The organism is Pseudocitrobacter vendiensis (genome assembly GCF_943590815.1).
In the GTDB taxonomy this organism is placed as follows: domain Bacteria; phylum Pseudomonadota; class Gammaproteobacteria; order Enterobacterales; family Enterobacteriaceae; genus Pseudocitrobacter; species Pseudocitrobacter vendiensis.
Window position 1 is genome coordinate 32,669 of sequence record NZ_CALSBS010000018.1, and the last position, 18,827, is coordinate 51,495.

Sequence of the window (18,827 nt, forward strand, 5' to 3'; positions counted from 1 at the left end):
AAACAATCCCTTCCAGTGAGATAAAGGATTGCTACATTACGTTCTGAAAGAGTTATTTATGTGAGAGAAATCACATCCACAGGGGAGCGTCGCCGGACAAAATCAACGACCTTGTGAAATCGTTGGTGATATATGTCGACTCTGTTTACGATTAATGCCTGCAAGTCGTTTGGTTGCCGTAATTTAGGGCAGCCAACATCTAAAGATTACAGCTGGCCCGACTATCGACTGGGTTATCCGGCATTGCACTGTCGGGCATGTGGCAGTTACCCGCCGTTGTTTGACGAGCAACAATTTCGTGACTGGCTGTCAGTTCACTTATCTACTTTTGCAACTGAGAAAGGCCATTTTTGCCCGGTATGTTATGGCACAGAGACGATTTGTTATGGTCACAATCCGCAGGGTTCACAACGTATTCAATGCCGTAAATGCAAAAAAGTCTGGACGCCAAAACAATTGCAAAAAGAAATAACGGCTCCCGAAATAATCGAAACCATTGCTTTTCTCGTCCCCTTCCAGGGAACCAGCAGTGGGCAAAAACTGTATGTTCTGATTAGTTTCGACGCTATTCGCGGTAATATCCTTCATCTCTCTACTAATTACACTCAGCATCAAGCTGGAGAAAGTCTGCATTATCGATACAGAGGAGATGCCGAACCAGAATTACACGAGAGCCATATCGTTCAACGCGTTGATATGCGCGAAGCACAATTTCTACGTCGGAGTCAGTTCGATGAAATTCAGTATGGCAGCGCAGCGCTCAAGCGCAATGCCAAAGGCGCTATTCTACGTCCGGTTATCACGGCACACGGGCATTTCAGGGTACTGAATATTCTCTTCCCTACGGTAAAAACGCATGTAATTTCACACGAGTGTTTTTTAAGAGGTGCGATTATTACGGCCTGGGCTGATCTGTTTCGCCAACAGCAAGGTGAAATCTGGTTTATTGAAGAGGAAATAGCTGACGATACCGATAATATGCCCTGGAGTTTTCAGGGAACAACTTATCACGGCTGGTGGAAAAATCAGTGGCAACTCTGGGTTCAGGTAAAAAATCGTAAAATGGTATGTGCATTAACGGGCGGAAAGAGTCGCAAAGCAGAAATGCTCTCTTTAGCAACCAGCAGACATTTTATCCACTGGCTACATAAACAAGCCGTATTTACTCACAGCACCCCGCTTTCAGCAGGGCGCGTAACGAAAATACTGCTTTCTCTGGCTCAGGATTACAACAACTGCGCCAGCCGGTTAATATCCGACTGAATCGCCCCGGCGGTGACATCGCGCCCGGCACCTGGTCCGCGGATCACCAGCGGGTTGTCGCGATACCAGCGGCTTTCGATGGCAAAGACGTTATCACACGGCAGCAGTGCCGCCAGCGGGTGTTCCGGGCGCACGGCTTCCACGCCGACGCGCGCTTTGCCGTTGGCGTCGAAACGCGCGACATAGCGCAGCACCAGGCCCATTTCCTGCGCCGCTTCGAAGCGTTGCAGCATCTGATCGTTGAGCTCATCACCATTTTCAAAGAAGTGATCGATCGAGCCATCCTCACAGTGCGATGGCACCAGCGACTCCACACGAACCTGATCCGGCTCGATATCGTAGCCCGCTTCGCGCGCCAGAATCACCAGCTTACGCATCACGTCTTTGCCGGAAAGGTCGTCGCGCGGGTCGGGCTCGGTTAAGCCCTGCTGCCAGGCTTGATCCACCAGTTCGGTGAACGGCACGGTGCCGTCGAACTGCAGAAACAGCCACGAAAGCGTACCGGAGAAAATCCCGCTGATGGACAGAATGCTGTCGCCGCTGTCGATCAGGTCGCGCACGGTATGGTTTACCGGCAGGCCCGCGCCCACAGTGGCGTTATATAGCCAGTGACGCCCGGTTTTTTCAAACGCGTCGTGGATCTGGCGATAGTTATGGCTGCTGCTTGCGCCGGCCAGTTTGTTGGCGCTGATAACGTGGAAGCCGTGACTGGCGAAATCGAGATACTGATCCGCCAGCTGTGGGCTGGCAGTGACATCCAGCACCACCAAATCATCATACGGGTGCGCGCGCATCCACAGGAACAGTGACTCTTCATCCTGTTCGACCGCTTCATCTTCGAAGAATGCCAGCGCGCGGCTGGCATCCAGCCCTTCGTAGCTCAGCAGGCTGCGGCGGCTGTCTACCACGCCGGCCAGCGTGAACTCAAACCCGGTACGCGCCGAGAGCGTACTCTGTTCGCGCGCGAAAAGCTCCAGCCAGCGAGAACCGATGTTGCCCTTGCCGAAAAGCACCAGGCCGATGCGTTTTTCTGCGCGGAAAACGGACTGATGCAGACCCTGAATCAGGCTCTCGGTTGGGCCGGTACGCAGCACGGCCACCAGGCTGATGCCCTCTTCCGATTGCCAGGTAAACTCGACCGGCTGGCCTTTCAGTTGTTGCCAGAAGCGGTGGCAGTGCAGCGGGTTACGGGTGACGCCCGCCCCGACAATCGCCACCAATGCCAGGCCCTGACGTAAACGCAGCTCGCCCGGTAACCCGGCTTCATCAAGAATTTTTAACGCGCTATCCGCCACTTCCGAGGTGTAGCAGAATTGCAGCAACTGACGATCGGTATGAACGCCCACCGCCAGCGGACGAATACCCGCACGCTTCAGTAACTGGTCAATATCTTTATGCGCCAGCTTAAAGTCCTGGCTTGCCGGGACGCGGAATTCAATCAGGCAGACGTCATCATGACTGGTAACGATACGCGCGCCTGTACCAGAAGCCAGCACGCGTTCAATACGCGTAGAGCCCTGATCCGGCGTATAACTACAGCGCAGTTGCAGATCGATATCGCTGCCGGAAACCGGCTGTAAGGTACGCGCGTGCAGCACCGGTGCGGCAAGACGCGCCAGTTCGCTGGCTTCATCGAGACGCAGCAGCGGCAGCAGGCAGGCATCTTTCACTTTACGCGGGTCGGCGCTATATACCCCGGCGACGTCGCTCCAGATGGTTACGCGAGAAACACCCGCCAGCGCGCCGATTTGCGTTGCTGAATAGTCGGAACCGTTACGCCCCAGCAGCACGGTTTCACCCGCATTACTGCGGCTGATAAAGCCGGTCACCACCAGACGTTTGCCCGGATGCTGCGCCATAAGCTGTTGCAGTAACGGATAAGAAAGGCCTTCATCAACCTGTGGCTGAGCAGAACGCTCGGCCCGCAGGAATTCACGCGCGTCGAGCCACGCCGCATCCAGCCCCTGTTGTTGCAGCACGGCCGCCATCAGACGTGCGGACCACACTTCACCGTGGCCCACCACTTCCGCATACACGGCGTCGGTGACACCACCATCCAGCAACACGGCTAAACGTTCGAGGTCGTGAATAAATGCGCTAATCAGGCCGTCGGCAATCTCAGCGGGTAACAGGCCGCTAATCAGCTCTGACTGATAGCGACGCAGCGTCTGTTGAACCTGATGCGCAGAAAGACGATCGCTCTGGCTGAGTTTCAGCCAGCTAATCAACTGGTTAGTGGTGCTACCGGCTGCGGAAACAACCATCATATCGCCTGGCTGAGAATACTCCGCCATAATCCCGGCAACACGCAGGTAACACTTCACATCCGCCAGACTACTCCCACCAAATTTATGCAGTTGACGTTCTTTCGTCCCTGCCTGCGCAATCACACTCATTTTTATCCCTCGGCTGCAACCCGGAAGCCATTTTCCAGATCGGCAATTAAGTCTTCACTATCTTCAATACCGGTTGAGATACGCAACAGCGTCTCAGAAATCCCGGCGGCGGCGCGCGCTTCCGGCGCCATGCCCGCGTGGGTCATCGTAGCGGCGTGGGAGATTAAGCTCTCAACCCCACCCAGCGATTCTGCCAGCGTAAACAGCGACAGCCCGCTCAGGAAGCGGCGCAGCGTCTGTTCGTCGCCGTTCAGTTCAAAGCTGAGCATCGCGCCAAACCCTTTCTGCTGGCGGGCGGCAATCTCGTGACCCTGATTTTCCGGCAAAGAAGGATGATACAGTTTTTTCACCAGCGGCTGGTTTTTCAGGAAGTCGACAATCGCATACGCATTGCGTTGCGCCACTTCCATGCGCGGCGACAGCGTGCGCAAACCGCGCAGCAGTAAATAGCTGTCGAAGGCGCTACCGGTCACGCCGATATTGTTCGCCCACCATGCCAGCTCCGTCACCGTCTCTGGATCTTTTGCAATAACTACCCCGGCAACCACATCAGAGTGGCCGTTTAGATATTTAGTACATGAATGCAACACCAGATCCGCGCCCAATGCCAGCGGATTTTGCAGCGCCGGGCTTAAGAAGGTGTTATCCACCACGCTGACCGCGCCGACTTCACGCGCCAGGCGACATATTTTCGCGATATCCACCACGCGTAACAGCGGATTACTCGGACTTTCAACCAGCACCAGTTTCGGTTTTTCTTCCAGCGCCGCACGCAGCGCCTGCTCGTTGCCCTGATCGACAAACTTCACGCGATAACAGCCGCGTTTTGCCAGGCTGTCGAACAGACGATAGCTGCCGCCATAGCAGTCATGCGGCGCCACCAGCAGGTCGCCCGGCTTCAGGAACACGGTCGTCACCAGGTGAATCGCCGACATGCCCGTATTGGTCATCACTGCACCCGCGCCACCTTCCAGCTCGGCCAGCGCCCGCTGCACCACATCACGCGTTGGGTTGCCGCGACGAGAATAGTCATGAGCGCGCGGCTCATTAAAACCGGTGAAATTATAGGTACTGGAAAGATGAATCGGCGGGACAACACAGCCATACTGCTCGTCGTCATTTAAACCGCTGCGCACTGCGATGGTGGCTTGTTTACGGGTCATGGTGATTCGTTCCTGACTTAATCGGTGAAATGTCAGGCATCAGAGTAAACATTGTCACAATAGACGTCAATACATCTGGACATCTAAACTTCTTTGCGTATAGATTGAGCAAAAGACGAATAGCCGTTAAAATTATATGCATTAGCGCACAACTGCGGCGGCTCATATCGTGTCAGGGCCGCATCACTACGGTAAACTATGTGCGATTATGGTCAGAGCCGAAGCTCGACCTTTTATTAATGATAAAGAGGATTAAGGTATCTCATGGCTGAATGGAGCGGCGAATATATCAGCCCATACGCTGAGCACGGTAAGAAGAGTGAGCAAGTAAAAAAAATTACGGTTTCCATTCCTCTGAAGGTGTTAAAAATCCTCACCGATGAACGCACGCGTCGTCAGGTGAACAACCTGCGTCACGCCACCAACAGCGAACTGCTGTGTGAAGCGTTCCTGCATGCTTTTACCGGTCAACCGTTGCCAAACGACGAAGACCTGCGGAAAGAGCGCAGCGATGAAATCCCGGAAGCGGCAAAAGAGATCATGCGTGAGCTGGGGATTGACCCGGAGACGTGGGAATACTGATTCAGGGAGCGCGGCTCACGGAGTACGAGCCGCGCTTTTTAATGTGATGACACGGAGGTTGTGCCATGAAACCCTGTTTACTGGCATTCGGCCTGGTTTTGGCTTATCCGGCTTATGCCTGGGAGCCGCAAACCGGCGACATCATCTTTCAAATTTCTCAATCTTCACAAAGTAAAGCCATTCAGTTGGCCACCCATTCTGACTATAGCCACACCGGCATGATTGTTATCCGCGAGAAAAAACCGTATGTCTTCGAGGCCGTTGGTCCGGTTATCTATACGCCGCTGCAAAAATGGATAAAGCACGGAAAAGACGGGAAATATATCGTGCGTCGTGTGGACGGCGGGTTATCAGCTCAGCAAAAAAAGAAGCTGGCACAAACCGCGAAGCGCTATCTCGGTAAACCTTACGATCTGGCCTTTTCCTGGAGCGATGACCGCCAGTACTGCTCTGAAGTGGTGTGGAAGGTGTATGACAAAGCATTGGGAATGAAATTGGGTAAGCTGCAAAAACTGAAGGATTTCGATCTCAGTAATCCGGCGGTGCAGGCCAAACTGAAAGAACGCTACGGCAAGAATGTGCCGCTCAATGAAACCGTTATCTCCCCGCAGGCCGTGTTTGATGCGCCGGGGCTGGAAACGGTTGATAAAAAGTGGCCGTTATTTTCGTGGTAGTGCACGCTGAAGAAATTGCCTGATGGCGCTGCGCTTATCAGGCCTACAAATTCTGCAATCCGTAGGTCGGGTAAGCGCAGCGCCACCCGACGAAGTGCACCTTAGTCGACGTTGTAACTTTCATTTCTTACAGATACAAAAAAGGCGCCTTTCGGCGCCTTTTTCTGAGAAGCAAAACTTATTTGCTGCCCGGGATGCTGAAACGCTTGTTGAAGCGGTCAACACGGCCACCGGTAGCAACGTCACGCTGCTTACCAGTGTAGAACGGGTGGCATGCGCCACAAACGTCCAGGTTCAGATCATGACCCGCAGTGGAGTGAGTCTTGATAACATTACCGCAAGAACAAGTTGCAGTAATTTCTACGTAATTCGGGTGAATACCTTTTTTCATGGGAAACCTCAGTTAAGGCCGCGTCGCTCTTCCAGCCCTAACGCCAGACACCACGCGATGTTGATAGTAAACTTCTCGGCTTTCGACGCATTTTTTCTGCATCAAAGGCGGCGGATCATACAGAATCTGAACAGGGTATGCAAACTGATCCGTTCTTCACCTGAGTACAATGTGTATACTAACCCGCTCCTTTTCAAGTCCAGGAAGAAAAAATGCCTGTTGCCCACGTCGCCCTGCCCGTTCCGCTACCGCGAACGTTTGACTACCTGCTGCCTGAAGGCCTTAGCGCCAAAGCGGGATGTCGCGTACGCGTGCCGTTCGGCAAACAGGAACGCGTTGGCATGGTGGTGTCAGTCAGCGAAAAAAGCGAACTACCGCTGGATGAGCTGAAACCGGTTATCGACGTGCTCGACAGCGAACCGGTATTTACCTCCTCGGTATGGCGATTGCTGCTCTGGGCGGCAGATTACTACCATCATCCGATTGGCGATGTGCTGTTCCATGCGCTTCCAATTTTGTTACGCCAGGGGAAACCCGCCAACCACGCGCCGCTGTGGTACTGGTTTGCCACCAAGCAGGGCCAGGCGGTGGATATCAACAGCCTTAAACGTTCGCCAAAGCAGCAACAGGCGCTGGCTGCGCTGCGTCAGGGGAAAATCTGGCGTCATCAGGTGGCTGAACTGGAATTTACCGAAGCGGCGTTGCAGTCTCTGCGCAGCAAAGGGTTAAGCGAGCTGGCGAGCGAAGCCCCCGCGCTGAGCGACTGGCGCGAAGGCTACTCCGCCATCGGCGAGCGGCTACGGCTTAACACCGAGCAAGCTACCGCCGTGGGCGCGATCCATAGCGCGTCTGACCGGTTCTCTGCGTGGCTGTTAGCGGGCGTAACCGGGTCGGGTAAAACCGAAGTGTATCTCAGCGTGCTGGAAAACGTGCTGGCGCAAGGGAAACAGGCGCTGGTGATGGTGCCGGAAATCGGCCTGACGCCGCAGACCATCGCTCGCTTTCGTGAACGTTTTAACGCGCCCGTGGAAGTGCTGCACTCCGGGCTTAACGACAGCGAGCGCCTGAACGCCTGGCTAAAAGCCAAAAGCGGCGAAGCGGCGATCGTTATCGGCACACGCTCATCACTGTTTACGCCGTTTAAAAATCTCGGCGTGATTGTTATCGACGAAGAGCACGACAGCTCTTATAAGCAGCAGGAAGGCTGGCGCTATCATGCCCGTGACTTAGCGGTCTGGCGCGCGCACAGCGAGCAAATCCCGATTATTCTTGGGTCGGCGACGCCTGCGCTGGAAACCCTGCTCAACGTGCGCCAGCATAAATATCATATGCTGCGCCTGACGCGCCGCGCCGGTAATGCGCGGCCAGCAACACAGCACGTGCTCGATTTAAAAGGTCAGCAGTTGCAGGCGGGGCTGTCTCCGGCACTCATCAACCGTATGCGCCAGCATTTGCAGGCGGATAATCAGGTGATCCTTTTCCTCAATCGCCGCGGTTTCGCGCCCACATTGCTTTGCCACGACTGCGGATGGATAGCCGAATGCCCGCGCTGCGACAGCTACTACACGCTACACCAATCGCAACACCATTTACGCTGCCACCATTGCGATAGTCAGCGCCCGATTCCACGTCAGTGTCCTTCTTGCGGTTCAACACACCTGGTGCCGGTTGGCCTGGGAACCGAACAACTGGAGCAGGTACTGGCCCCGCTTTTCCCCGGCGTGCCGCTTTCCCGTATCGACCGTGATACCACCAGCCGCAAAGGCGCGCTGGAGCAATATCTGGCGGAAGTGCATCGCGGCGGCGCACGTATTCTGATCGGCACCCAGATGCTGGCAAAAGGCCACCACTTCCCGGACGTCACGCTGGTTGCCCTGCTTGATGTCGATGGCGCGCTTTTCTCGGCGGATTTCCGCTCGGCAGAACGTTTTGCCCAGCTCTATACCCAGGTTTCCGGGCGCGCCGGGCGTGCGGGCAAGCAGGGCGAAGTGGTTTTACAAACGCACCATCCGGATCACCCTCTGTTGCAAACGCTGCTCTATAAAGGCTACGACGCTTTTGCTGAACAGGCGCTGGCCGAGCGCCAGACCATGCAGCTTCCGCCGTGGACCAGCCACGTGCTAATTCGCGCGGAAGATCACAACAACCAGCAGGCGCCAGTGTTCCTGCAACAACTGCGTAATCTGCTGCAAGCCAGCCCGCTGGCAGATGACAAACTGTGGGTTCTCGGCCCGGTTCCCGCCCTCGCGCCGAAACGCGGCGGACGTTATCGCTGGCAAATCTTGCTGCAACACCCTTCCCGCGTGCGCCTGCAGCATATCGTCAACGGCGCGCTAGTCCTCATCAATACGCTGCCGGAAGCGCGCAAAGTAAAGTGGGTCCTCGACGTTGACCCGATTGAAGGTTAATGCCCAGGTTGCGAGCAAGATCGAGGAATCTAACAATCGTCACACTTTTTATGAAAATTCTGTAACAGATCGGATTAACTATCTGATAAAAGTGTGTCTGATGTCAGACACAGGGGAGGTGTCTGCGCCAGTCAGCGAGGAGAAATCAGGTGAAGGCTAAAAAACCGGTTGTGGCCGCAACCATGAAAGACGTTGCTATGCAGGCGAAAGTCTCTACGGCAACCGTATCACGCGCATTAATGAACCCCGAGAAGGTCTCACAGGCAACGAGAACTCGCGTTGAGCAGGCCGCACTGGAAGTCGGTTACCTCCCGCAGGTGCAGGGGCGTAACATGAAACGCAATGAATCTCGCACCATTCTGGTTATCGTGCCGGATATCTGCGACCCCTTCTTCAGCGAAGTGATTCGTGGAATCGAAGTCACCGCCGCTTCGCAGGGTTATCTGGTGCTGATTGGCGACTGCGCGCATCAGAATCAGCAGGAAAAAACCTTCATCGATTTAATCATTACCAAGCAGATCGACGGTATGTTACTGCTCGGTTCGCAGTTGCCGTTTGATGCCAGTATTGAAGAGCAGCGCAATCTGCCACCGATGGTGATGGCCAACGAATTCGCCCCAGAGCTAGGGTTGCCGACGGTACACATCGATAACCTTACCGCCGCGTTCAATGCCGTAAACTATCTGCACGAGCTGGGTCATAAACGCATTGCGTGCATCGCCGGGCCGGAAGAGATGCCGCTGTGCCACTACCGCTTACAGGGGTACGTGCAGGCAATGCGCCGCAGCGGTATCACGGTCGATCCGGCCTACATCACGCGCGGCAACTTCACTTACGAAGCGGGCGCTAAAGCGCTTGAGCAGCTTCTGGCACTGCCGCAACCGCCGACCGCCGTGTTCTGCCATAGCGATATCATGGCGCTCGGCGCGTTCTCCTGCGCCAAACGTCACGGTCTGAAAATTCCGGACGACCTGTCGATTATCGGCTTTGATAACATTTCGCTTGCGGAGTTCTGCGACCCACCGCTCACGACCATTTCTCAGCCGCGTTTCGACATTGGCCGGGAAGCGATGCTGTTGTTACTGAATCAGCTAAGTGGGCAATATGTCGACAGCGGTTCGCGTCTGCTGGACTGTGAACTGGTCATTCGCGGCAGCACACAAAAAATATGACATAAAAGTGTGGGGCTTTAGGACTTGCTTGTCTGGTCAAAGCCTCGTCGCTTAAGTAACATGTCGGGTTCACGAACGAATAAATACAGCGAAACGATAGTGGCACAACGAGATTATGTACGCCGCAGCCAACAGGCTCCTTCGCGGCGCAAAAAGAGCACCTCACGGAGTTCGCGGAAAAATCAAAGTAGCTTCCCGGCGGTATCACCGGCGATGGTGGCCATTGCCGCCGCGGTGGTCGTCGCCTTTATCGGTGGTTTGTACTTTATTACCCATCATAAAAAAGAAGAGTCTGAAACGCTGCAAAGCCGTCAGATGACAGGGAATGGTCTACCGCCGAAACCGGAAGAGCGCTGGCGCTACATTAAAGAGCTGGAAAGCCGCCAGCCAGGCGTGCGTGCGCCAACGGAACCGTCTGCAGGCGGGGAAGTGATGAATCCGAACCAGTTGACCGACGAACAGCGCCAACTGCTTGCGCAAATGCAGGCGGATATGCGCCAGCAGCCGACGCAGCTGACGGAAGTGCCGTGGAACGAGCAAACGCCAGAGCAACGCCAACAAACGCTGCAACGTCAGCGTTTAGCGCAGCAGGCTCAGCAAGCGCAACAGCAGCAGCAATGGGCGCAAACGCAACCTGTGCAGCAGCCGCGCGCGCAACAGCAGACACAGCAACCGGTACGCCAGGCGCAAACCACACAGCAGCAGCCGCGTCAGACGCAGCAGCCAAAAGCGGCTGCCACTAATCAGCAGCCGTATCAGGATCTGCTGCAAACGCCTGCGCACACCACAACGTCTGCACCTAAACAGCAGGCCGCCGCGCCGGTGACGCGTGAGACCACGCCACCTAAGGCAACCGAGAAAAAAGACGAGCGCCGCTGGATGGTACAGTGTGGTTCGTTTAAAGGTGCAGAGCAGGCCGAAACCGTGCGTGCACAGCTGGCGTTCGAAGGGTTTGATTCACGCATTACCACCAACAATGGCTGGAACCGCGTCGTCATCGGGCCTATCAAAGGCAAAGAGAATGCCGATGGCACCCTCAACCGCCTGAAAATGGCCGGTCACGGAAACTGCATAAGACTCGCTTCCGGGGGTTGAAACCCCCGAAATACCCCCCATCTATAATGTCATTCTGCCCCGCAAAGCTTGCGGGGCCCCTATTCCGTATTTGCAACAAGGGGTCTGCTCGTGACAACAATAGTAAGTGTTCGCCGTAACGGCCACGTCGTAATCGCCGGTGATGGACAGGCTACGCTTGGCAATACCGTGATGAAAGGCAACGTGAAGAAAGTCCGTCGCCTGTACAACGACAAAGTGATTGCCGGTTTCGCTGGCGGCACCGCTGATGCCTTCACCCTGTTCGAGCTGTTCGAACGTAAGCTTGAAATGCACCAGGGTCATCTGGTGAAAGCCGCCGTTGAGCTGGCGAAAGACTGGCGTACCGACCGTATGCTGCGCAAGCTGGAAGCCCTGCTTGCCGTCGCGGATGAAACCGCATCCCTCATCATTACCGGGAACGGCGACGTCGTTCAGCCGGAAAATGACCTGATTGCTATCGGTTCGGGTGGCCCATACGCCCAGGCCGCAGCCCGTGCCCTGCTGGAAAACACCGAACTGGGCGCGCGCGACATTGCTGAGAAAGCGTTGGATATTGCAGGCGATATCTGCATTTACACCAACCACTTCCACACCATTGAAGAATTACCGTCTAAAGCGTAAGGATTGACCATGTCTGAAATGACCCCACGCGAAATTGTCAGCGAACTGAACAAACACATTATTGGTCAGGACGCGGCCAAACGCTCCGTTGCGATCGCCTTACGTAACCGCTGGCGTCGTATGCAGCTTGATGAAGAGCTGCGTCACGAAGTAACCCCGAAAAACATTCTGATGATCGGCCCGACCGGTGTCGGTAAAACCGAAATCGCTCGCCGTCTGGCGAAGCTGGCTAATGCGCCTTTCATCAAAGTTGAAGCGACCAAATTCACCGAAGTGGGCTATGTGGGTAAAGAAGTGGATTCCATCATCCGCGATCTGACCGATTCCGCGATCAAAATGGTGCGCGTGCAGTCCATCGAGAAAAACCGCTTCCGCGCGGAAGAGATGGCCGAAGAGCGCATCCTCGACGTGCTGATCCCACCGGCTAAGAACAACTGGGGTCAGGCGGAGCAGCAGGCTGAACCGTCTGCCGCGCGTCAGGCATTCCGCAAGAAACTGCGTGAAGGCCAACTGGACGATAAAGAGATTGAGATCGACCTCGCCGCTGCGCCGATGGGCGTTGAAATCATGGCGCCTCCGGGAATGGAAGAGATGACCAGCCAGTTGCAGTCGATGTTCCAGAACCTCGGCGGGCAGAAACAGAAACCGCGTAAGCTGAAAATCAAAGATGCGATGAAGCTGTTGATTGAAGAGGAAGCGGCAAAACTGGTGAACCCGGAAGAGCTGAAACAGGATGCCATTGATGCGGTTGAGCAGCACGGTATCGTGTTCATCGACGAAATCGACAAAATCTGTAAGCGCGGCGAATCCTCCGGCCCGGACGTGTCCCGCGAAGGCGTACAGCGTGACCTGCTGCCGCTGGTTGAAGGCTGCACCGTGTCCACCAAACACGGTATGGTAAAAACAGATCACATTCTGTTTATCGCTTCCGGTGCATTCCAGGTGGCAAAACCGTCTGACCTGATCCCGGAACTGCAGGGACGTCTGCCGATTCGCGTTGAGCTGCAGGCGCTGACCACCAGCGACTTCGAACGCATCCTGACCGAACCGAATGCGTCCGTTACCGTTCAGTACAAAGCGCTGATGGCGACCGAAGGCGTGAACATTGAGTTCACCGAATCCGGTATTAAGCGTATTGCCGAAGCCGCATGGCAGGTTAACGAAACCACCGAGAATATCGGTGCGCGTCGTCTGCACACGGTTCTGGAACGTTTAATGGAAGATATCTCCTATGACGCCAGTGATTTAAATGGTCAAAGCATCACAATTGATGCGGAATACGTGAGCAAACACCTGGATGCACTTGTTGCAGATGAAGATCTGAGCCGTTTTATCCTATAATCGCGTTCAATGCATATTCATCACTGTTGATGGGGCTGAAAAGCCCCATTTTTATTGGCAAAAAATCACTATGACTGAAATCAGCCGCACCCAGGCATGGCTTGAGAGCCTGCGCCCTAAAACGTTACCTCTGGCCTTCGCCTCTATCCTGGTGGGTATTACGCTCGCCTGGTGGCAAGGGCACTTCGATGCAACTGTGGCGGTGCTGTCGCTGGTGACTGCGGGCCTGCTGCAAATCCTCTCCAACCTCGCGAACGATTATGGCGATGCGGTGAAGGGCAGCGATAAACCCGATCGCATCGGGCCGCTGCGCGGCATGCAAAAAGGCGCCATCACCCAGCCGCAGATGAAACGCGCGCTGATGATTACCGTCGCGCTCATCTGTCTTTCCGGCCTTGGGCTGCTGTTTGCGGCATATCAAAACATCGGTGACTTTATCGGTTTCCTGGTGCTGGGGTTGCTCTCAATTGTCGCCGCAATTACCTATACCGTGGGCACTCGTCCTTACGGATATATCGGTCTGGGTGATATTTCTGTGCTTATTTTCTTCGGCTGGCTGAGCGTTATTGGCAGCTGGTATTTACAGGCGCATATGCTGAGCGCCACGCTGATTCTTCCCGCCACAGCGTGCGGATTGCTGGCAACGGCAGTATTAAATATCAATAACCTGCGCGATATCGACAGCGATCGCGAAAACGGCAAAAACACACTTGCGGTACGTTTAGGCCCGGTCGGTGCACGTCGCTATCACGCTTGCCTGCTTGGCGGCACGCTGGTGTGTCTGGCGCTGTTTAACCTGATTTCACTGCAAAGTCTCTGGGGCTGGCTGTTTATTCTCGCCGCACCGTTGCTGTTCAAACAGGCGCGCTACGTCATGACGCAGCGTGAACCGGTCGCGATGCGACCAATGCTTGAACGCACGGTCAAAGGCGCGCTGCTCACTAACGTCCTGTTTATCGTTGGGATTATCCTGAGCAAGGCGCTGGGTTAACTGACAAATATCAATTAACAATTGATGATTTTGCCAACAGTGCACAGAGCGCGATATACTGAAATCACTCGCAGCAACTGAGTGTTAATCCTATGAAATACGATACTTCCGAGCTTTGCGACATCTACCAGGAAGATGTCAACGTCGTGGAACCCCTGTTCTCCAACTTTGGCGGGCGGTTGTCGTTTGGTGGGCAAATCACCACCGTGAAATGTTTCGAGGATAACGGGTTGCTGTATGATCTGCTCGAACAGAATGGCCGTGGCCGCATTCTGCTGGTTGACGGCGGCGGTTCTGTACGCCGCGCGCTGATTGATGCGGAACTGGCGCGTATCGCCACCCAGAACGAATGGGAAGGCATTGTGGTTTACGGCGCCGTGCGTCAGGTTGATGACCTTGAAGAGCTGGATATCGGCATCCAGGCCATTGCCGCCATTCCGGTTGGCGCAGCAGGTGAAGGCATTGGCGAAAGCGACGTACGCGTCAATTTCGGCGGCGTAACTTTCTTCTCCGGCGACCATCTCTATGCTGATAACACCGGCATTATCCTTTCTGAAGATCCGCTGGATATCGAGTAAATAATTCGCATATGATAAAGGGGAAATTTATTTCCCCTTTTTTTATACACGGATGTATATATGCGGTTTATAGTTTTAGGTGTTTTATATATTGCAGTTATTATTATCAAGCATCTGCAATGGAAAAACCTGATTACGGACGACACAGGTAATATTATCGCCTATGTGAATCTCGTCTTTTTTTATCCGTTAGGGACTGCTTGTCTTGTAGCCGCCGCGTTTTGTGTGATATTTCGTAAAACGGCGCAGCAGCAAATTATTAACGGTACAAGCTGGGTGATGGGGATAATACTTCTGTTCAGTTGCGCCACACACTTCTGGCAATTCTTTAGTTGGGAGTACACCGCGCCGAATGCGCCCATCACGCTGACGTTCCCGAGTAACGAGTGGAAAACGGCGGTGACCACACCTCGTGGCTACCGTATGACAGTGGTGATGAAAAATGCCCATGTCGCGATCTCCGTGATGTCCAGCATGCAGGATGCCAGTAACGTTCATAACTTTGATGAATTACTCACATCACAGCAGATTCGCTTCAAGAGTAGCTATCAGGCGGATGCGTTTACGCTTTTTCCCTGTCAGGTTGACGGCTTCCGCTGCGCCTATCAGGACTATATCGCCACAACCGATGATGGCGATGAAAAACGGTCTATTTTGATGACGCTGCTGGATAATACCCATTTTATCCAGGTGGCGGCGGTTATCGATCAGAAATATGCTGATGAGTATTACGAAGAAGTTATGACGATTTTTAATTCTGCTAAACCTATCGCAGAGTAAACCACTCAAGTATACAAGGACGATATATGCGTTATGTTATTTATTTTATTCTGCTGATAGTTTCGTTTGTCGTAGGGCATTTTAAAAGTGGCATTTCACTCCATGAAATGGAAAGCGAACCTGGACAGTTTGGTGAATATATTGGTGCAGTATTTCTTTCACCACTGATACTTCCCACGATTATCTTTTTCATCGTGAAAATTTTTCGCCGCCATAAAGAAACCAATTATCTACGCTGTAGCAACTGGGTGCTTGGCGTTATGTTGCTATCAAATATTTCGTATGCACTTACCTTTAACACACCTCATTACAAAACCCTCCCTGAGGCGCAGGTCACATTCACCGTTCCAGATCGCGGCTGGAAACTTGAAGAAGCTAAAAGTAATGGTCGTCAGGTCAAGATGCTTTTTTCAGGTAACTATCGTATCGCGATCTATGCTGAGCGGCACTCGCAGGCTGAATTAAATATATACAACCTCAACGATATCAAAGCATTCTCGAAGAAATTATTGGGCGACGCATATGATGAGGATTTGTACCAGGTCTATAAGTGTACAGCGAAAAATTTTCGCTGCGCTTTCCAGGCCGTGTCGTCAGAACAACACAAAAAAGAGATTATCTATGTCTATCTACTGGATAAAGAAAGCGTTATCCAGCTAACGGTAGTTATCAATAAAGATAACTTCGAAAAAGATTATGCGGCCTTCAAAACTATTCTGGATTCTGCGGTAAACGCTAACCCTTGATCTAAAAAGCCTTCCCGACAGGGAAGGCTTTACTCAATGCAGGCTGTAGCCAACACACGCGAATCAGTACAGCATTTTCGCGCAGTCTAACCAGTCACCTTTGAACGGACGCTTCATATTTTCGATAGCGTCAATGATGTCGTGGTGAACCAGTTTTTCGTTCTGAATACCGACGCAACGACCACCAAAGCCCTGCTGCAGCAGTTCAATAGCGTATGCACCCATACGGGAAGCCAGAATACGATCGTAAGGCACCGGGGAACCGCCGCGCTGGATATGGCCCAGAACAGTTGCACGCGTTTCACGGCCTGTTTCTTTCTCAATGAAATGCGCCAGCTCATCGATATCACACATGTGTTCAGTGATGGCAACGATAGCGTGTTTTTTACCTTTCGCGATACCCGCTTTGATTTCAGCAACCAGATCATCGCGTTTGAATTCAACTTCAGGTACGACGATGAATTCACAACCACCGGCAATTGCTGCCGCCAGGGTCAGGTCGCCGCAGTAACGGCCCATGACTTCCACCACGGAAATACGCTGGTGAGAAGAAGAGGTGTCACGCAGACGGTCAATCGCTTCAACCACGGTGCTCAGAGCAGTGAAGAAACCGATGGTGTAGTCAGTGCCTTTGATATCGTTGTCGATGGTGCCAGGCAGGCCGATGCACGGGAAACCCATTTCGGTCAGACGCATGGCACCCATGTAGGAGCCGTCACCGCCGATAACGACCAGCGCGTCCAGACCACGTTTTTTCATGTTTTCGATAGCCACAGCGCGGATGTTCTCATCACGGAATTCCGGGAAACGCGCTGAACCGAGGAAGGTACCACCACGGTTGATCATATCGGAGACGCTGTAACGGTCGAGCTGAACCATACGGTCTTCGTACAGACCAAGGTAACCGTCATAGATACCAAAAACTTCCAGACCTTCCGTTAACGCAGCGCGCACAACACCACGAATGGCAGCGTTCATACCCGGCGCATCACCGCCGCTTGTCAACACACCGATTTTCTTAATCATGACTACCTCTGAACTTAGGAATGCTAATAATTAATTCTTCTGCCCGAAGCGCTCCCTGTAGGGAGAGAACGACCTTATTACAGATAGTATATCAAGTGCTTCGTGCTGAATTGATTCAGGTCAGGCCGAATGGCGGTTATTTGAACAAAAAATGCCGATCGACCCCACACTTTTACAACGACTTACGAAAGTTCAAACGCTCCTGCCACCATCCGGAACAACCGAGCACGGATCCTGGTGAATAATCACATCGGATCCGGGGAAGCGACGCAAAATTGCCTGCTCCACCTGTTCGGCAATTACATGTGCCTCAACCAGGGGCAGGTTATCTTCCATTTCCAGATGGATCTGAATAAAGCGGGTCGGCCCTGACTGCCGCGTTCTGAGATCGTGTGCACCGCATACCCCAGGCCAGGCGGTCACGATGTCGATAATTTCCTGGCGTTCTCCGTCAGGTAATGCGCGATCCAACAAAGACTGAACCGCCTCATAACCCATACGTAATGCGCTATATAAAATATAGATGCCAATTCCTAAAGCAAACAGCGCATCTGCGCGATGCCAGCCGTACCAGGAGAGCCCCAGTGCGACCAAAATTGCACCGTTCATCATAACATCAGACTGATAATGAAGCATATCCGCCCTTACCGCCTGACTTTGCGTTCTTCGCACCACCCAACGCTGGAAAGAAACCAGCACTAACGTACTCACCAACGCAACGATCGTCACAATGATGCCGATGCCTGGTTTATTCATTACCTGCGGCTGAGCCAAATGCTGGATGCCGGTTAAGAAAAGAAACAGTGCCGAACCGGAAATAAACATGCTCTGCGCCAGCGCTGCCAGCGATTCTGCTTTGCCGTGGCCGAAGGTGTGCTCGTCATCGGCGGGTTGCAGCGAATAACGCACCACCCACAGGTTAGTCAACGATGCCGCGATATCCACCAGGGAATCCACCAGCGCCGCCAGAATACTGACGGAACCGGTATACCACCACGCAAAAATTTTAATCAAAAGTAACACAGAGGCCATCACCGTCGCAGCAAGTGCTGCGCGGCTAATGAGCTGGCCATATGATTGATTCATAAACGCTCCTGCCATTCATTCTGCGGCTAGTATAGCGGAGGCGATGGTAAAATTTGGGCAAAAAAAACCCCCACATCATGTGGGGGAAGACAGGGATGGTGTTGTTCCTCAACAACTAACCATCTGAATTTATTATATTTTCACTGTATTTTACGTCCACAAAACGTCCACATCGACCATAAGCCCCAGCGTTACTTCTGGGGCTTTTTAATTCCCACAATATGTTAAAAGTTATGCAGTTATCCTCACCTCATATTTAAGTCGGCCATCGGAAAACCGTCACAACCATCACACCCCGCAAAAACACCTCTTATCCATATGATTTAGCTAAATAAATCTTGTGACGGTAAAACCATCACAAAACGCAACACAAACCGTCACACCTAATAAATTCAGTAAGTTATAAAACAGAATTGTGATGATTATAGACCGTCACACTGTGATGCTCTTGTGATGCTTTTGTGATGGTTTGTAATATGCTTATTTATTATTAAATATCATATAGATAGATAAT

Annotated in this window: 17 protein-coding genes; 12 read left to right on the forward strand and 5 right to left on the reverse strand. The window is 53.1% G+C overall.

Annotated features, from left to right (window positions below; translation table 11 throughout):
- The first annotated feature begins 132 nt into the window (after positions 1–132).
- A complete protein-coding gene (locus NMC31_RS17475; protein WP_253898642.1) occupies positions 133–1,263 on the forward strand; it encodes a cytoplasmic protein in 1,131 nt (376 codons plus the stop codon).
- Here the strand turns inward: NMC31_RS17475 and NMC31_RS17480 are convergent.
- Together NMC31_RS17480 and metB are read right to left on the reverse strand one after the other, a co-directional pair.
- Complete coding sequence (locus NMC31_RS17480; RefSeq protein ID WP_253898643.1) at positions 1,227–3,659, reverse strand: bifunctional aspartate kinase/homoserine dehydrogenase II; 2,433 nt, start codon at positions 3,657–3,659, stop codon at positions 1,227–1,229. The genes NMC31_RS17475 and NMC31_RS17480 overlap by 37 nt on opposite strands.
- A 2-nt stretch (positions 3,660–3,661) precedes the next feature.
- Entirely contained in the window at positions 3,662–4,822 is a 1,161-nt protein-coding gene (gene metB, locus NMC31_RS17485) for a cystathionine gamma-synthase (protein ID WP_253898644.1), read from the reverse strand.
- 264 nt (positions 4,823–5,086) lie between these two features.
- Here metB and metJ point away from each other — a divergent pair, with 264 nt between their 5' ends.
- Positions 5,087–5,404 (forward strand): met regulon transcriptional regulator MetJ, encoded by a 318-nt coding sequence (gene metJ / locus NMC31_RS17490; protein ID WP_012907792.1) that lies wholly within the window; start codon positions 5,087–5,089, stop codon positions 5,402–5,404.
- A gap of 65 nt (positions 5,405–5,469) precedes the next feature.
- On the forward strand, positions 5,470–6,078 hold the full coding sequence (locus tag NMC31_RS17495) for a YiiX family permuted papain-like enzyme (RefSeq protein WP_253898645.1): 609 nt from the start codon (positions 5,470–5,472) through the stop codon (positions 6,076–6,078).
- Between the two features lie 178 nt (positions 6,079–6,256).
- On the opposite strand, the gene rpmE is transcribed toward NMC31_RS17495, so the two are convergent.
- On the reverse strand, positions 6,257–6,469 hold the full coding sequence (rpmE, locus tag NMC31_RS17500) for a 50S ribosomal protein L31 (RefSeq protein WP_015966500.1): 213 nt from the start codon (positions 6,467–6,469) through the stop codon (positions 6,257–6,259).
- A gap of 212 nt (positions 6,470–6,681) precedes the next feature.
- On the opposite strand from rpmE, the gene priA reads away from it, so the two are divergent.
- From priA to NMC31_RS17545, 9 genes are all read left to right on the forward strand, one after another.
- Positions 6,682–8,877 carry a primosomal protein N' gene (priA, locus tag NMC31_RS17505; RefSeq protein ID WP_253898646.1) on the forward strand — a complete coding sequence of 732 codons (2,196 nt, stop codon included), beginning with the start codon at positions 6,682–6,684 and terminating at the stop codon, positions 8,875–8,877.
- A gap of 149 nt (positions 8,878–9,026) precedes the next feature.
- Complete coding sequence (cytR, locus tag NMC31_RS17510; protein WP_149464219.1) at positions 9,027–10,049, forward strand: DNA-binding transcriptional regulator CytR; 1,023 nt, start codon at positions 9,027–9,029, stop codon at positions 10,047–10,049.
- Between the two features lie 99 nt (positions 10,050–10,148).
- Positions 10,149–11,144, forward strand: a complete 996-nt coding sequence (gene ftsN / locus NMC31_RS17515; RefSeq protein ID WP_149464220.1) for a cell division protein FtsN — start codon at positions 10,149–10,151, stop codon at positions 11,142–11,144.
- A 90-nt stretch (positions 11,145–11,234) separates the two neighbouring features.
- A complete protein-coding gene (hslV, locus tag NMC31_RS17520; RefSeq protein WP_015966504.1) occupies positions 11,235–11,765 on the forward strand; it encodes an ATP-dependent protease subunit HslV in 531 nt (176 codons plus the stop codon).
- Positions 11,766–11,774: 9 nt separating this feature from the next.
- Positions 11,775–13,106 (forward strand): ATP-dependent protease ATPase subunit HslU, encoded by a 1,332-nt coding sequence (hslU, locus tag NMC31_RS17525; protein ID WP_015966505.1) that lies wholly within the window; start codon positions 11,775–11,777, stop codon positions 13,104–13,106.
- Between the two features lie 70 nt (positions 13,107–13,176).
- Positions 13,177–14,097: a 1,4-dihydroxy-2-naphthoate polyprenyltransferase gene (gene menA / locus NMC31_RS17530; protein ID WP_253898647.1), complete on the forward strand. Its 921-nt coding sequence runs from the start codon at positions 13,177–13,179 to the stop codon at positions 14,095–14,097.
- A 92-nt stretch (positions 14,098–14,189) separates the two neighbouring features.
- Complete coding sequence (rraA, locus tag NMC31_RS17535) at positions 14,190–14,675, forward strand: ribonuclease E activity regulator RraA (RefSeq protein ID WP_015966507.1); 486 nt, start codon at positions 14,190–14,192, stop codon at positions 14,673–14,675.
- A gap of 60 nt (positions 14,676–14,735) precedes the next feature.
- Positions 14,736–15,455 (forward strand): hypothetical protein, encoded by a 720-nt coding sequence (locus tag NMC31_RS17540; RefSeq protein WP_253898648.1) that lies wholly within the window; start codon positions 14,736–14,738, stop codon positions 15,453–15,455.
- A gap of 26 nt (positions 15,456–15,481) precedes the next feature.
- Positions 15,482–16,201, forward strand: a complete 720-nt coding sequence (locus NMC31_RS17545; RefSeq protein ID WP_149464223.1) for a hypothetical protein — start codon at positions 15,482–15,484, stop codon at positions 16,199–16,201.
- 63 nt (positions 16,202–16,264) lie between these two features.
- Here NMC31_RS17545 and pfkA read toward each other — a convergent pair whose 3' ends face one another.
- Entirely contained in the window at positions 16,265–17,227 is a 963-nt protein-coding gene (gene pfkA / locus NMC31_RS17550; RefSeq protein ID WP_149464224.1) for a 6-phosphofructokinase, read from the reverse strand.
- A gap of 192 nt (positions 17,228–17,419) precedes the next feature.
- On the reverse strand, positions 17,420–18,313 hold the full coding sequence (gene fieF, locus NMC31_RS17555) for a CDF family cation-efflux transporter FieF (protein ID WP_149464225.1): 894 nt from the start codon (positions 18,311–18,313) through the stop codon (positions 17,420–17,422).
- Positions 18,314–18,827: the final 514 nt, after the last annotated feature.

What these genes read in the sequence shown, in the direction of transcription:
- NMC31_RS17475 (WP_253898642.1), top strand. Translation starts at nt 133, where the DNA reads ATGTCGACTCTGTTTACGATTAATGCCTGCAAGTCGTTTGGTTGCCGT.
- NMC31_RS17480 (WP_253898643.1), bottom strand. Translation starts at nt 3,659, where the DNA reads ATGAGTGTGATTGCGCAGGCAGGGACGAAAGAACGTCAACTGCATAAA.
- metB (WP_253898644.1), bottom strand. Translation starts at nt 4,822, where the DNA reads ATGACCCGTAAACAAGCCACCATCGCAGTGCGCAGCGGTTTAAATGAC.
- metJ (WP_012907792.1), top strand. Translation starts at nt 5,087, where the DNA reads ATGGCTGAATGGAGCGGCGAATATATCAGCCCATACGCTGAGCACGGT.
- NMC31_RS17495 (WP_253898645.1), top strand. Translation starts at nt 5,470, where the DNA reads ATGAAACCCTGTTTACTGGCATTCGGCCTGGTTTTGGCTTATCCGGCT.
- rpmE (WP_015966500.1), bottom strand. Translation starts at nt 6,469, where the DNA reads ATGAAAAAAGGTATTCACCCGAATTACGTAGAAATTACTGCAACTTGT.
- priA (WP_253898646.1), top strand. Translation starts at nt 6,682, where the DNA reads ATGCCTGTTGCCCACGTCGCCCTGCCCGTTCCGCTACCGCGAACGTTT.
- hslU (WP_015966505.1), top strand. Translation starts at nt 11,775, where the DNA reads ATGTCTGAAATGACCCCACGCGAAATTGTCAGCGAACTGAACAAACAC.
- menA (WP_253898647.1), top strand. Translation starts at nt 13,177, where the DNA reads ATGACTGAAATCAGCCGCACCCAGGCATGGCTTGAGAGCCTGCGCCCT.
- rraA (WP_015966507.1), top strand. Translation starts at nt 14,190, where the DNA reads ATGAAATACGATACTTCCGAGCTTTGCGACATCTACCAGGAAGATGTC.
- NMC31_RS17540 (WP_253898648.1), top strand. Translation starts at nt 14,736, where the DNA reads ATGCGGTTTATAGTTTTAGGTGTTTTATATATTGCAGTTATTATTATC.
- NMC31_RS17545 (WP_149464223.1), top strand. Translation starts at nt 15,482, where the DNA reads ATGCGTTATGTTATTTATTTTATTCTGCTGATAGTTTCGTTTGTCGTA.
- pfkA (WP_149464224.1), bottom strand. Translation starts at nt 17,227, where the DNA reads ATGATTAAGAAAATCGGTGTGTTGACAAGCGGCGGTGATGCGCCGGGT.
- fieF (WP_149464225.1), bottom strand. Translation starts at nt 18,313, where the DNA reads ATGAATCAATCATATGGCCAGCTCATTAGCCGCGCAGCACTTGCTGCG.